The sequence below is a fragment of the Myceligenerans pegani genome, assembly GCF_014892515.1.
GTDB classification, from domain to species: Bacteria; Actinomycetota; Actinomycetes; order Actinomycetales; family Cellulomonadaceae; genus Myceligenerans; species Myceligenerans pegani.
The window spans coordinates 1-14060 of the sequence record NZ_JADBGR010000096.1 but is presented as its reverse complement, the minus strand read 5'-3'; the positions used below and the strand labels follow the sequence as shown (position 1 = coordinate 14060).

The window sequence follows — 14060 nt, the reverse complement described above, 5'->3', positions numbered from 1 at the left end:
GAAGGCCGCGGCCTGGATGTACAGCGAGTCGTTCGTCCCCGAGGACGACGTGCTGCTGCGTGCCCGCGAACGTGCCGCCGACCTCGGCTGCCCGTCGGTGCTCCCCGGGACGGGGGCCCTGCTGAGGGTACTGGCCGCGTCGATGCGCGCGCGTGCGGTGGTGGAGGTGGGTACCGGCGCCGGCGTCGCGGCGCTGTGGCTGCTGCGCGGCATGCCCGACGACGGCCAGCTCACCACCATCGACCGAGAGGTGGAGCACCAGCGGGCGGCCCGCGAGTCCTTCGCCGAGGACGGCGTGGACCCGCGCCGCACGCGCATCATTCCCGGACGCGCCGACGAGGTGCTGCCCCGGCTCACGGACGGCCACTACGACCTGGTGCTCGTGGGAGCCGAGCCGTACGCCTATCCGGAGTACGTGGAGCAGGCCCTGCGGCTGCTCCGCCCGGGCGGGCTGCTCGCCGTCGACGACGCCCTGCACCGGGACCGTGTCGCGGACCCGACCCGCCGCGACGAGATCACGACGATCGTGCGGGAGGTGGGCCGCGCGCTGCGCACCGACGACCGCGTCATGCCCGCCATGGTCCCCAGCGGGGACGGCCTGCTGCTCGCGGTGCGGCGCTGATTCCCCGCCGGGTGCTCAGCCGACGACGCCCTTGAGAGCCTCGCCGAGTTCCGTCGCCTCGGTGGCGTTGAGCTCGACGACCAGCCGACCGCCGCCCTCGAGCGGAACACGCATGACGATGCCGCGCCCCTCCTTGGTGACCTCCATCGGCCCGTCACCCGTACGCGGCTTCATCGCAGCCATGTGTGGCTCTCCCATTCCGTTGTCCGTTACCGTGTGCTTCGTCCTCCGCCGACGTCGCCGTGTGACAGAGGGCACCGGCCCATTCTAGTCGAATTCGAGCCTCCTTCTTCACACTTCCGTTTCCTCCCGGAACCGCCCCACCGTGCGGCTCGACCGCGATCTCCGTGGTCAGCCGAGGCCCCGCAGGGCGGCCGCGGGCGGGGCCTCGTCGCGCAGTGCGGCCACCATGTCGAGGACCCGCCGGGTGGCACGCACGTCGTGCACGCGGAACACCCGCGCGCCCAGCCACGCCGCCACCGCCGTCGCCGCGAGCGTGCCCTCCAGGCGCTCGTCCGGCGGCAGGTCGAGCGTCTCGCCCACGAAGTCCTTCCGGCTCAGCGCCATGAGCAGGGGGAAGTGGAGGTCCGCGAGCGCCGCGGTGCGGCGCAGCAGGTGCAGGGAGTGCCAGGTGTTCTTCCCGAAGTCGTGCGTCGGGTCCACGACGACGGACGACGGCGGCACCCCGGCGGACACGGCGCGCTCGGCGGCCGCCCGTAGTGTGGCCAGCACGTCGTCGAGGACCGCGTCCCGGGGATCGTCGAGGCCGGTCCCGGACGGATACTCCACGCGGTAGGGATCCGTCCTCGGGGTCGCGCCGCCGGTGTGCGAGCAGACGACCCCCACGCCCGCCGCGCCGGCCACCTCGACGAGTGCCGGGTCGTGACCCGCCCAGGTGTCGTTGATCAGGTCCGCACCGGCGTCGACGGCGGCGCGGGCCACGCCGGCCCGCCACGTGTCCACCGAGACCAGGAGCTCGGGCAGTTCCCGCCGCACCCGCGCGACGAGGGGCACCACGCGAGCGATCTCCTCGGCCTCGTCCACGGCGGGACCGACGCCGGCGCGCACTCCCCCGACGTCGAGGATCTCCGCGCCGTGCGCGAGGGCCTGTTCGGCGGCGCGGAGCGCGGCGTCGTCGTCGGGCAGCCGCGCGCGGGCGAAGAACGAGTCGGTGGTGCGGTTGACCACGGCCATGACGACGGGCCGCGCGGCGCCGCCGGTTCGACCGAGTTCGCGGCCGCGCAGCACGAGCGGGGGCGACCCCGCCGGTATGCCGGCCGTGGCAGGGCGCTCTCCGGTTCGGCTCACGCGGGATCCGCGACGGCCTGTTCCTCGGCCGCCAGTGCCGCCTGGGCGCGCTTCTCGTCGGCGAGGACGGCGCCCTTCTCGATGACGTGCTCGACCGCCGTGGCGGGGTCGTCCGTGACGTGCAGGAGGTCGAGGTCGTGGGTCGAGATCATCCCGCGGTCCAGGACGGCGGTGCGGACCCAGTCGAGGAGGCCGCCCCAGTAGTCGGACCCGAACAGGACGAGCGGGAAGCTGGTGACCTTGTGCGTCTGCACGAGGGTGACGGCCTCGAAGAGCTCGTCGAAGGTGCCGAACCCGCCGGGCATCACGATGAAGCCCTGGGCGTACTTGACGAACATCGTCTTGCGCGCGAAGAAGTAGCGGAAGTTGATGCCGAGGTTGACGTGTTCGTTCACGCCCTGCTCGAACGGCAGCTCGATGCCGAGGCCGATGGACACGCCGCCGGCGTCGCGGGCGCCCTTGTTCGCGGCCTCCATGATGCCGGGGCCGCCGCCGGTGATGACGGCGTAGCCGGCCTCGACGAGGAGGCGGCCGACCTCCTCGGCCCGGCCGTAGTCGGGGTGGTCGGGCTTCGTCCGGGCGCTGCCGAACACGGAGACGGCCGGGCCGATCTCGGCCAGGGCGCCGAAGCCCTCCACGAACTCGGACTGGATCCGCATCACGCGCCACGGATCGGAGTGCACCCAGTCGGCCTGCTCGCCTTTGGCGAGCAGGCGCTGGTCGGTGGTTTCCAGGGGGATCTGGTTCCCGCGCAGCAGCACGGGGCCCTTCCGGTACCCCCGCCCCTGCTGCGGCACTCCGTCGTCGCTCATACGGGCAAACCTATCCCGCCTGCCTGACAACGACGACGGCACGGACGACGGCGCGGCGGAGGGTACGGAGGAGGGTACGGGCCGCGGTCAGCCGAGGAGCCAGGCGCGCAGGGCGTCCCGGCACGCGGACAGTTCGGCGACGTGGAGCCGTTCGTCGTCCTTGTGGGCGAGGAGGGCGTCGCCGGGGCCGAAGTTGACCGCGGGGATGCCGAGGCCGGCGAAGCGGGCGACGTCCGTCCAGCCGTACTTCGGCTGGGGTTCGCCGCCGGTGACCGCGAGCACCGCCGCCGCGAAGTCCTTGGCCATCGGGGCGTCGAGTCCGGGGCGAGCGCCCGGCGAGGAGTCGGTGACGGTCACGTCGTAGCCGTCGAAGACCTCGCGCAGGTGCCGCTCGGCCTCCGCCTCGCTGCGCGACGGCGCGAAGCGGTAGTTCACCTCGACGACGCATTCGTCGGGCACGACGTTGCCCGCGATCCCGCCGCGGATCCCCACGGCGTTGAGCCCCTCGCGGTAGTCGAGGCCCTCGACCGCGACGGTGCGCGGCTCGTACCGGGCGAGCCGGGCGAGCAGGTCGGCGGCGCCGTGGATGGCGTTCACGCCGGTCCAGGACCGGGCGGAGTGGGCGGCGACGCCGCGGGTGCGGACCTCGACGCGCATCGTGCCGTTGCAGCCGCCCTCGATCCCGGCGTTGCTCGGCTCGCCGAGGATGGCGAAGTCGGCGTCGAGCAGGCCGGGGTGGTTGCGCGCGAGCCTGCCGAGGCCGTTGCGCGCCGCCTCGACCTCCTCGTGGTCGTAGAACACCCAGGTGACGTCGACGGCGGGGACCTTGCCCGGCGTCCCGAGCTCGCAGGCGAGCGCGAGGGCGACCGCGACGCCGCCCTTCATGTCCACCGTGCCGCGGCCCCAGAGGACGCGGTCGTCGCGCCGGGTTCCCTCCGGTGGCGAGTCGTCGCGCCGGGCCTGCGGCCGCGATCCGGCGCCGCCGCCCGGTCGATCGGGTTGCGCCTCGAGCCGCGTCGGGAGGTTGTCCGCGACCGGCACGGTGTCGATGTGACCGGCGACGACGACGCGGCGGTCACGGCCGAACGACGTCCGCGCGACGACGGCGTCCGCGTCCCGGTGCACCTCGAGGTGCGGGCGGGCGCGCAGCGTCGCCTCGATCGCGTCCGCGAGGGCGGCCTCGTCGCCGGAGACGGAGGGAATGTCGCAGATCGCGGCGGTGAGACCCACGAGGTCGGAACCGGGCGCCAGGAGGGATTCGTCGAATGCGGTCACAGGGCAGAGGCTATGCGCCGCCCCGCGGAGACGCCGCACCCGCCCGGCACGGCGCGCACCGGGACGCGAGGCGGGCGTTCGGGTTGTGGACGACGACGGACCCGCGCCGGAGCGCTGACCTAAGCTGGGCGCCATGACGTCGACCGCGCCCACCACCGCCTGGGGTCATGGCCTCGCCACGATCGCCGCTGACGGCAGCGTCCTGGACACCTGGTACCCGGCTCCCGCGCTCGGGGAGCCGCCGGCCGAGGGTTCCGCCGCGGCGGAACCGCCGTCGGACCTGGTCGCGCTGGAGGGGGACGACGACGCCCGCGGCGTCACCACCCGGGTCGTGACCGTCGTGGCCGACCTGACCACCGGTCCGAAGGACGCCTCCGACGGCTACCTGCGCCTCCACCTGCTCTCGCACCGGCTCGTGCGGCCGCACGGCGTGAACCTCGACGGCCTGTTCGGCGTGCTCGCCAACGTCGTGTGGACGAGCGCGGGACCGTGCGCCGTCGAGGGCTTCGAGGCCACCCGGCTGCGGCTGCGTGCGCGTGGCCCCGTCGCGGTGTACGGCGTGGACAAGTTCCCGCGCATGACCGACTACGTGCTGCCGTCCGGCGTGCGCATCGCCGACGCCGACCGCGTACGCCTCGGCGCCCACCTGGCGGAGGGCACCACCGTGATGCACGAGGGGTTCGTGAACTTCAACGCCGGCACGCTCGGCTCCTCCATGGTGGAGGGCCGCATCTCGGCGGGCGTCACGGTGGGCAACGGGTCCGACGTCGGCGGCGGCGCGTCGATCATGGGCACCCTGTCGGGCGGCGGCAGGGAGGTCATCTCGCTCGGTGAGCGCTGCCTGCTCGGCGCGAACTCCGGCCTGGGCATCCCGCTCGGCGACGACTGCGTGATCGAGGCCGGCCTGTACGTCACGGCGGGCACCAAGGTCACGCTGCGCGGCGGCATGACGGTCAAGGCGGTGGAGCTGTCCGGGCAGTCCAACCTGCTGTTCCGCCGCAACTCGACCACGGGCACGGTCGAGGTGATCGACCGGGCCGGTTCCGGCGTCGAGCTGAACGAGGCCCTGCACAAGAACTGACGCGACGAGGGTGCGGCGCGAGCCAGGGGCCGTGTTCCTTCCGCACCTCCCCGGTGTGCGGCACGGGGGCGCGTCATCACAAGACCCGACCATCGCATGGCGCGGAATCCCGGATTCCGCGTTCTAAACTGGGCCGTCTCGTTCGAGGCCACCCGGAAGGTTCGCATGGTCCTGCTCACCCGTTCGTCCGGCGACACCGCCGGCGACGGTGCTCCGACGCGGCGGCGGCGTCCGGTTCGCCGCGCCCTGAAGTACCTGGCCGCGACGGCGATCGTGGGCACCACCGCGACGGTGGGCGTCGTGCTGCTCCTGAACCACCTGTCGGGCACGGCGCCGCTGACCGAGCGGTGCGCCGCGGAGCTCGACGGCACGGACTGGTACCTGTCCCCCGTCCAGTCGGACAACGCGGCGCTGATCGCCCAGACGGCGGTCCGCCGTGGCCTGCCCGCCCGGGCCGCGACGATCGCCCTGGCCACGGCGCTCCAGGAGTCCAAGCTCGTCAACATCACGTACGGCGACCGTGACTCGCTCGGACTGTTCCAGCAGCGCCCGTCGCAGGGCTGGGGCACCGAGGAGGAGATCCTCGACCCGGTGTACTCCACGAACGCGTTCTACGACGGCCTGGTCCAGGTGGACGGCTACGAGAACATGGAGATCACCGACGCCGCGCAGGAGGTGCAGCGGTCGGCCTATCCCGAGGCGTACGCCCGGCACGAGGTCCGCTCCCGGGCCTGGGCGTCGAGCCTGACGGGCCACTCGCCCGCTTCCCTCACCTGCGAGATCGCCCCCGTCGAGGAGGAGTCCCTGCTGGCGCCCGCTCCCGCGACGGACGTCGTGGCCGGGCGGCTCGGACGCGACCTGGGGCTGGGGCCCTCGGGGACGTCGGCAACCGGCGCGGCGGTCGTCGAGGTCGACGCCACGCCGCTGACCCCCGGCGAGCCCGGGCGTGGCGGCTGGGCGGTGGCGCACTGGGCGGTCGCCACGGCCACCGCGACGAACGCCGTCGAGGTGCGGGTGGCGGACCAGGTCTGGACGCGGGAGAGCGCGGAATGGACCGCGTCCGGGGAGAGTCTCCCTGCCGGTCAGGTCCAGATCCTTCCGGCGGTCGCGGAGTAGTCGCGGAGTAGTCCCCGCGCCCGCCGCGGTGGCGTCGTCGTCCGTCGGAGAGAGCCCCGAGGCCGCACGTCCACGGCGGGACATGCGGCCTCGGGGCGGCGCGGGACGGGCTCCTGCTACAGGTGCAGCTCCGCCGATTCCTCGCCCAGCGACGTCAGGAGCGCGTGGCGGGCCTCGCGCCGGCGGCGCTGCTCCCCCGGCTCCGGGACGGGCGCGGCGGCCAGGAGGCGCTTCGTGTAGTCCTCACGAGGGTCGCGCAGCACGTCCTCCCGCGGACCCTGCTCCACGATCTCGCCGTTCTGCATGACCACGACGCGGTGCGCCAGCAGGTCGATGACGGCGAGGTCGTGGCTGACGAAGAGGCACGCGAACCGGTACCGCTCCTGCAGCGAGGTGAACATCTTCAGCACGCTGGCCTGCACGGACACGTCGAGGGCCGACGTCGGCTCGTCGGCCACGAGCAGCTCCGGCTCGAGCGTCAGCGCACGGGCGATACTGACGCGCTGGCGCTGCCCGCCCGACAGCTCGTGCGGGTACCGGTTGTAGACCGCGGGCGGCAGCTCGACGGCGTCGAGCAGTTCCATGACCTTCTCGCGGCGCGAGCGCGCGTCGCCCACCTGGTGGACCACGAGCGGCTCGGAGATGACGTCCCCGATCGGGAACCGCGGGTTGAGCGACGCCGCCGGGTCCTGGAAGACCACGCCGATACGCTTGCGCAGTTCCTTGAGCCTCTTGCCCCGCGTGGTCCGGAAGTCCTGCCCCAGGATGGACACCGAGCCCGACTTCGCCGGGATCAGCCCGAGCGCGCACTTGGCGATCGTCGACTTGCCGGAACCGGACTCGCCCACCAGCCCGACGATCTCGCCAGGGTCGACGTGGAAGGTCACGTCGTCGACGGCGCGGAACGCCGGCCTGCCGATCCGGTGGTACTCGATCACCAGGTTCCTCAGGTCGAGCGCGGAGACCTCGCCCGCCACCGGCTCCGCGGGCCGTGCGACGTCGCCGAACTGGCCCGGTCCCTCGCCGAGGTGCGGCACCGCGGCGAGCAGCCGCTTGGTGTACTCGTGCCGCGGGTGGTTGAGCACCTGGTCGACGGTGCCGGTCTCCACGAGGTCGCCCTTGAGCATGACGGCGACGCGGTCGGCCATGTCGGCCACGACACCCATGTTGTGGGTGATCAGCAGGATCGCCGTGTCCAGCTTCTCGGTGAGCGAGCGCAGCAGGTCGAGGATCTCGGCCTGCACGGTGACGTCGAGGGCCGTGGTGGGCTCGTCGGCGATGATCACCGTGGGGTCGCAGGAGATCGCCATCGCGATGACCACGCGCTGCCGCTGCCCGCCGGACAGCTCGTGCGGGTACTGCTTGAGCCGGCGCTCCGGCTCGGGGATGCCGACCATGCGCAGCAGCTCGGCGGCGCGGGCCTCGGCCTCCTTGCCGTAGGCGATGCCGTGCAGCTGCAGGCCCTCGGTGAGCTGGTCGCCGATGGTCAGCACGGGGTTGAGCGCCGTCATGGGCTCCTGGAACACCATGGCGACGTCGTTCCCGCGGAGCTTGCGCAGGCCGGCCTTGTCCAGCGAGCCGACGACCTTGCCGCCGACCCGGACCGTGCCACTGATCCGGGCGTTGCCCGGCAGCAGCCCGAGCGCGGTCGTCGAGGTCACCGACTTGCCGGAGCCGGACTCGCCCACGAGGGCGACGACCTCGCCCGGGCGTACGTCGAGGTCGATGCCCTTGACGGCGTCGACCTCGCCGAACTGGGTCTTGAACGTGACGCTCAGGCCCTCGAAGGAGAGCACGGCGTCCCCGGACGTCTCGGTCGCACCGGAGGTGGAGATGTCGAGTGTGGTCACGATGTCACTCCTTGGTGCTGGTCTGCCGGGGGTCGAACGCGTCGCGCAGACCGTCGCCGATGAAGTTCACGGAGAGGGCGATCGCGAGGATCATCAGGCCGGGCCACCAGAAGAGCCACGGCCGGGTGAGGAACGCGCCCTGGTACTCGGAGATCAGCGAACCCAGCGAGACGTCCGGCTTCTGCACGCCGAACCCGAGGAAGCTCAGGCCGGTCTCCAGCAGGATCGCCGTCGCGATGGTCAGGGTGGCCGAGACCGTGATCACGCCCACGGTGTTGGGCAGGATGTGCCGGACGATGATCCGGCCGGGGCTCGTGCCGACGGCACGAGCCGCCATGACGAAGTCCCGCTCACGCAGCGACAGCACCTCACCGCGCACGAGGCGCGCCAGGCTCGTCCAGACCAGCGCCCCCAGCGCGAGGATCAGCAGGTTGAGGCTGCCCTCCGTCATCCGCCCCAGTACGGCCGCGATCGCGAGCAGCGGGATGATGATGACGACATCCGTCAGCCGCATCAGCAGCGAGTCGACGATGCCGCGGAAGTACCCGGCGATCGCACCGATCAGGGTGCCGATCAGGGTGGAGATGATCCCGACGCCGAACGCGATGTACAAGGAGATCTGTGTCCCGCGCATGGTCAGCGCGAAGTAGTCCTTGCCGATGGTGTCCTGGCCGAACGGGTGCTCCCAGGTCGGGCCGCCGTCGCCGATCTTGTCGTACGCGGTGGCGATGTCCTTGTCCCACCAGCCCGGGATCGATCCGATCCCGATCGACGTGAACGACACGACGATGACGGCAGCCATCACCACCATGGCGACGATGGCGCCCCGATGGCGGAGGAAGCGCCGCAGCACGATCTGGTTGGCGCTGTAGGACTTGGCCTCGGGAAGCAGTTCTTCGACGTCCGCGGCGCCCGGCCCCGGCCCTGCGGCGTTCTGCTGTGTGTCACTCATGGGTGTTCTCCTCCCGATCGGCGGGTCAGCGCCGGATCCGCGGGTCGAGGGATGCGTACGCGAGGTCGGCGAGCAGGTTCATCACGACCACCGCCGTGCCGGTGACGAGGAAGAACGCCATGACCGGAGCTGGATCGACCTGCCGTAGTCCCGTGATGAACAGCTGTCCCATCCCCTGCCAGCCGAACACCGTCTCCGTGATCACCGCGCCACCGATCAGGGCGGCGAAGTCGAAGGCGACGATCGTGGTGATCGGGATGAGCGAGTTCCGGAAGGCGTGTTTGACCACGACCTCGCGTTCCGAGAGACCCTTGGCCCGCGCCGTGCGCACGTAGTCCTGGTTGAGCACCTCGAGCATCGACGATCGGGTGAACCGGGAGTGGGTCGCGATGGAGACGAGCGCGAGCAGGGCCGTCGGGAGGATGAGCTGGGTGCCGTAGTCGATGAGGCGCTCCCAGAAGTCCCCGGTGAAGTTCGGCGTCTGCGACCCGATCGTGGAGATCGGCCGGGACTTCAGCCCGAGGAAGGAGGCCCAGTAGCCCACCAGGATGTCCGCGACGACGACGAGCGACGTGAGCACCCCGGTCACTCCGGTGACCAGCATGACCTGCTTCTTGTTGTAACCGCCCCAGAGCCGGCCGATCAGCAGGGAGACCGCGATCGCGACCACGAACAGCCCGAACAGGCCCGGCCACGACGGGTCGGCGAGCAGGGGCGTGTACGCGAGGACGACGTAGGCGACGATGCCGACGACGGCGGTGGTCAGCGCGGCGTACAACGCCTTCCGGTTGCGGATGCCCGCGACGATCGCCGTGACCAGCACGGCGGCGCCGCACGCGGCGAGAAGTGCCATGAACGGCCCGGAGATCGGATCCCGGTACCAGTTCAGCAGGTTGAACAGGACCAGCACCCCGACGACGAAGGCGAACGTCGCCCCGCCCGTGACGAGCTTGCGCCGGGTGCTCCCGCCGAGGATCGCCGACAGGGCCACCGCGGCCACCGCCGCGACGAGGATGATCATCAACGGGCCGAGCTGACCGCCCGCGATCCAGTCGTTGAACCGGATCGCGCCGAACTCCTTGAGCAGGACCGCTGCCCAGAAGACGGGGAGCGAGAAGAAGAGGAAGGCCGCGAAGGTCACGCCGTAGTCGAACCCCGAGTACTGCCGGATCGCGGTGAGGATGCCCAGGGCCACGCCCACGACGATCGCGATCAGGGTGGCCGCGGTCACCAGCCGCAGCGTGGACTGGGCGGCCAGGCCGGTCATGAAGAGCACGTCCTGACCGCTGCGGTTGACCCCGAAGTCGCACGATCCCGTGAAGCAGCCCGCCACGCCGTCGAGCCAGATCCAGTACCGCTCGTACCACTCCAGGTCGAGATTCATCGTCGCGCTGCGGGCGTCCATGAGCTGCTGGACGTTGTCGGCGTTCGAACCGCGCAGATCGGCGAGCGGATCTCCCGAGTGCACCGTCAGCCAGAACATCAGCACCGACGAGAGCAACAGGACGACGACGGACGCGAGTGTGCGTCTCAGGATGAATGTGAACACGGGTTCGTGACCCTTCGCAGGCAGCCGCGGTGGGGCGGCATGGGGGTTGAGAGCGGAAGACATGCCTGCGGGGAAGGGAGCTCACACTCCCTTCCCCGCAGGTGGTGGGATCAGCGGCGGATCACTCCGCGCGCTGCCACTGCTCGGCGTTCCACGTGACGCCACCCTGGGTGGCCGTCTGGCGGACGTTGTTCACCGACGAGCTGGAGGCGACGACGCCCGGGTGGGCGTACAGCGGGATACCGAAGAGGGTGTCCCACAGCTCCTTCTCGATGATCTTCTGCTGCTCGGTGTGCACGGCCGGGTCGGTCGACGTCGAGAGCGTCTCCCAGGCCTCGTCGACCGTCTCGTTCGAGTACTCGCCGTAGTTCTGGCCGCCCGGCGTCGAGTAGATGTTCTCGCCCGAGGTGATCTGGCCCGAGCCGGCCCAGGCGAACAGCGCCACCTCGTAGTCGCCGTTACCCAGCTCCTCGTCGAAGAACGTGCCGGAGCCCGAGTCGACGATCTCGAAGCCGACCTCGTCGCACGACGCCTTGATCGCGGAGACCGTGTCGGTACGGCGCGGGTTCGGGTCGAGGTAACCGATGCGCACCTCGGTGCCCTCCTCCAGGCCCGACTCGGCGAACTTGGCCTGCGCGGCCTCGATGTCGACCTCGTCGTACCGGCCGTCGTAGGACGCGGAGGTGACCTCCTCGTAGGTGTCCTGGAACGGGAACACCTCGCGGGCGTTCATCACCACGGCGGTCGAGTCGACCGGCTTGATCAGGTCGTCCACGATCTTCTGGCGCGGCACGCACAGCGCGAACGCCTCGCGGGCGGCGAGGCCGCCCTCGTCGTCGGAGAAGATGCTGCCCTCACGGAAGTTGAAGTCGAGGTGCTCCCAGATGAGCGTCTGGCCGGTCTGCAGGGTGACCGAGTCGCCCAGCGCCTCGATCTGGTCGATCGTGTCGACGGTGGGGCCGTTCGGCTGGATCACGTCGAGGTCGCCGTTCTGCAGCGCCTGGATCTGGCCGTCCGAGGCGATCTGCCGGAAGGTCAGCGTCTCGGACGCCGGCGCCGGGCCCCAGTAGTCGGGGTTGGCGGTGAGCGTCACCGACTGGCCGGCGGACCAGCCACCCTCGGCGAACATGTACGGGCCGCTCGACGGGGTGAGCGCGGGGTCGGGCAGCTCACCCGGCTTGTCGAGGAGCCAGCCCTCGTTCCAGAACTCGGCGGCGTCCTCGAGCACGTCCGCGTCGAGGTTGTGGATGGCGTCCACCAGCTCCTCCGTCGTGACGCCGATCTGCTCGGCGACGACGTGGGCCGGGAGCGCCGGCCCGACCAGGATCTCCCAGTCGGCGTTCACCCGCTCGTAGTTGTAGGTGAACTGCTTGGCGTCGGCCGCGTCGGCCTCCGGGCCCGCCGGCACGTAGTCGCCCATGGTCAGGCCGGACACGTGGTTGAAGAGCGGTTCCTCGGTGGCGTCGTCGCTGACCGCGATGTCCGCGGTGATCGCCTGGGTCGCCCAGTCGAGCAGGTAGTCCGCGTAGGTGACCGGCGTCCCGTCGGACCAGGTCGCCTCGTCGCTGAGGGTGTACTGCACCTCGGTGTCCGACAGGGCCTCGTACGAGCCCCAGGCGTCGTCGTGGCAGATCGTGCCGTCGGTGCCGAAGTAGAAGAACGACCCCTGCATCCGGTCCAGGATCGCGCTGTTATAGGTCGAGTACGTGTCGGAGGTCAGCCCGTTGTAGGCGAAAAGCTCCTGCTCGTTCGCAACCTTGATGTCGCCTTCGGCGGTGGTGACGTCGCCGAGGTCAGCCTTGCAGGGGCCTTCGGCCTCCACCGAGCCGCCGTCCTCCGACCCGCCTTCGCCCTCGTCGCCGCCCAGCGGGCTCGAGCACGCCGAGAAGAGCAGCGCACCGCTGGCCACCGCCGCGATCGCGGCGCTCAGTCGCCTGATCTTCAATGTTCCTCCTCAAGGAAAATGACGCAGACCGCGGGCCGTCCGGCCCACGGCGAGGGCTCGTCACGCTCCCTCGCATGAAGTGGCCCACGTCATGGTTTCCGCTCACGTTACTCAGCCCGGACCGGGCCGTCGCCCGCCTGGTTCCCCAGGCCAACCGATCGTTACCGACTCGATATTGCCCGGTAGCGCGCCTGTTCACAAGCACCTCGCGACGAAACATTGCGGAAACACGCCAACCAGCACCTAAACGGGCGTGGCGGGATACCGCCACGCCTGACGGCATCCCGCCACCGGCCGATTTCGGTCCGATCAGGCCGGGTCGCTCACCCACCCGTGCGCCGTCGCGAGCGCCACGACCGCCTGCCGGGTGAGCACCACCTGCTCCGCGGTGAGGGTCGGCACACCGGCGAGCAGCATCTCGGTCACCTCGGCGGTGAGCTGGCGGCCGGTGACCGAGTCGCCGTCGTCGGCCCCGGTGTCGGGCAGCACGATCGTGGGCGCCGGGGTCCCGTTCGCCGGAGTCGCCGGAGCCGCCTGGGACTGGGCCACCGGCGTCGACACGAGCGTCACCTGCGACGCCTTCGGTCCCCTGTCCCCATCCTCCGTGTCGAACTCCACCACAGCCCCCACCACGAGCCTCCGCTTGTCGAACTCGAGATCGTTCACGTGCAGGAACACATCGTCCCCGCCCTCGTCCGGCGCGACGAATCCGTATCCGCGCACCTCGTCGTATCGGATCACCCGACCCTGGACCACTCTCATCACCTTCAGCCTCTGGACAACACTTCGACAGCGAGTCTATGACCAGGCGACAGGGTTCGCGCCAGCCATCCTGGCCGTGCGGTGACGCCGGTCGCGTCCGCCTCGAGTCCGTCACACCTCGCGCCGGGTCGTTGTCGGTGGGGGAAACGAGAGGAGAGAACCATGACCACCACACGTGTTCCCCCCGCCGAGATCACCGGCCTCTCCGGTGCCGTCATCAAGTGGGCCGCCAGGAAGAGGCTGGGCGCGGTGCCGGCGAGCCTCGGCGTCATGTGGCACAACCAGCGCGTGCTCAGATCGAGCATGGGCCTCGGCGGCAAGATCCAGAAGTGGGACGCCTGCGACGAGAGCCTCAAGACGTTCGCCCACATGGCGGTCGCCGCGCTGGTCGGCTGCAGCTGGTGCCTCGACTTCAACTACTTCGAGGCGCACAACCGGAACCTCGACATGGACAAGGCGCGCGAGGTGCCGCGCTGGCGGGAGTCCGACGTCTTCACCCAGCTCGAGCGCGACGTGCTCGCGTACGCGGAGGCGATGAGCCAGACCGAGCCGACCGTCACCGACGAGATGGTGGACTCCCTCCTGAAGCGGCTCGGGCCCGCCGCGCTCGTGGAGCTGACGTCGGTCATCGGCTTCGCGAACCTCACGACGCGGTCGAACGTCGCGCTCGGCATCGGGTCCGACGGCTTCGCGGCGGCGTGCGGCCTGAAGCCGCTCGCCGAGCCCACGAGTCACCCGCGCGCCGTGTGATCGCCCCGGGCCCGACGGCGGACGGCCCGCGCGGCGTC

13 protein-coding genes are annotated in these 14060 nt (G+C 71.1%); 4 read left to right on the top strand and 9 right to left on the bottom strand.

Annotated elements, in window-relative coordinates:
* The first annotated feature begins 16 nt into the window (after window positions 1-16).
* A complete protein-coding gene (locus IIE03_RS15445) occupies window positions 17-622 on the top strand; it encodes an O-methyltransferase (protein ID WP_192863650.1) in 606 nt (201 codons plus the stop codon).
* 15 nt (window positions 623-637) lie between these two features.
* Here the strand turns inward: IIE03_RS15445 and IIE03_RS15440 are convergent, their stop codons facing one another.
* From IIE03_RS15440 to dapE, 4 genes are all read right to left on the bottom strand, one after another.
* Window positions 638-805, bottom strand: coding sequence for a DUF3117 domain-containing protein (locus tag IIE03_RS15440; RefSeq protein ID WP_123815402.1), 168 nt, complete (start codon window positions 803-805; stop codon window positions 638-640).
* Between the two features lie 168 nt (window positions 806-973).
* Window positions 974-1930, bottom strand: coding sequence for a dihydropteroate synthase (gene folP / locus IIE03_RS15435; protein ID WP_192863649.1), 957 nt, complete (start codon window positions 1928-1930; stop codon window positions 974-976).
* The gene (locus IIE03_RS15430) at window positions 1927-2742 is read right to left on the bottom strand and encodes an LOG family protein (protein ID WP_192863648.1); all 816 of its coding nucleotides are present in this window, start codon (window positions 2740-2742) and stop codon (window positions 1927-1929) included. The genes folP and IIE03_RS15430 overlap by 4 nt, the downstream gene beginning before the upstream one ends.
* An 87-nt stretch (window positions 2743-2829) precedes the next feature.
* On the bottom strand, window positions 2830-4017 hold the full coding sequence (dapE, locus tag IIE03_RS15425; RefSeq protein WP_318843011.1) for a succinyl-diaminopimelate desuccinylase: 1188 nt from the start codon (window positions 4015-4017) through the stop codon (window positions 2830-2832).
* A 133-nt stretch (window positions 4018-4150) separates the two neighbouring features.
* Here dapE and dapD point away from each other — a divergent pair, with 133 nt between their 5' ends.
* Window positions 4151-5098 carry a 2,3,4,5-tetrahydropyridine-2,6-dicarboxylate N-succinyltransferase gene (gene dapD / locus IIE03_RS15420; RefSeq protein ID WP_192863646.1) on the top strand — a complete coding sequence of 316 codons (948 nt, stop codon included), beginning with the start codon at window positions 4151-4153 and terminating at the stop codon, window positions 5096-5098.
* A 165-nt stretch (window positions 5099-5263) separates the two neighbouring features.
* Window positions 5264-6214, top strand: a complete 951-nt coding sequence (locus IIE03_RS15415) for a hypothetical protein (protein WP_192863645.1) — start codon at window positions 5264-5266, stop codon at window positions 6212-6214.
* Window positions 6215-6330: 116 nt separating this feature from the next.
* On the opposite strand, the gene IIE03_RS15410 is transcribed toward IIE03_RS15415, so the two are convergent.
* The 5 genes from IIE03_RS15410 to IIE03_RS15390 all read right to left on the bottom strand — a co-directional run bounded on the left by IIE03_RS15410 (window position 6331) and on the right by IIE03_RS15390 (window position 13272).
* Window positions 6331-8064 (bottom strand): ABC transporter ATP-binding protein, encoded by a 1734-nt coding sequence (locus IIE03_RS15410; RefSeq protein ID WP_192863644.1) that lies wholly within the window; start codon window positions 8062-8064, stop codon window positions 6331-6333.
* Window positions 8065-8068: 4 nt separating this feature from the next.
* Window positions 8069-9016 carry an ABC transporter permease gene (locus IIE03_RS15405; RefSeq protein WP_192863643.1) on the bottom strand — a complete coding sequence of 316 codons (948 nt, stop codon included), beginning with the start codon at window positions 9014-9016 and terminating at the stop codon, window positions 8069-8071.
* A gap of 25 nt (window positions 9017-9041) precedes the next feature.
* Complete coding sequence (locus tag IIE03_RS15400) at window positions 9042-10565, bottom strand: ABC transporter permease (RefSeq protein ID WP_192863642.1); 1524 nt, start codon at window positions 10563-10565, stop codon at window positions 9042-9044.
* Window positions 10566-10686: 121 nt separating this feature from the next.
* Window positions 10687-12510 carry an ABC transporter substrate-binding protein gene (locus tag IIE03_RS15395; RefSeq protein WP_192863641.1) on the bottom strand — a complete coding sequence of 608 codons (1824 nt, stop codon included), beginning with the start codon at window positions 12508-12510 and terminating at the stop codon, window positions 10687-10689.
* Window positions 12511-12819: 309 nt separating this feature from the next.
* Window positions 12820-13272 carry a cold shock domain-containing protein gene (locus tag IIE03_RS15390; protein WP_225997833.1) on the bottom strand — a complete coding sequence of 151 codons (453 nt, stop codon included), beginning with the start codon at window positions 13270-13272 and terminating at the stop codon, window positions 12820-12822.
* Window positions 13273-13434: 162 nt separating this feature from the next.
* On the opposite strand from IIE03_RS15390, the gene IIE03_RS15385 reads away from it, so the two are divergent.
* The gene (locus IIE03_RS15385) at window positions 13435-14022 is read left to right on the top strand and encodes a carboxymuconolactone decarboxylase family protein (protein ID WP_192863640.1); all 588 of its coding nucleotides are present in this window, start codon (window positions 13435-13437) and stop codon (window positions 14020-14022) included.
* Window positions 14023-14060: the final 38 nt, after the last annotated feature.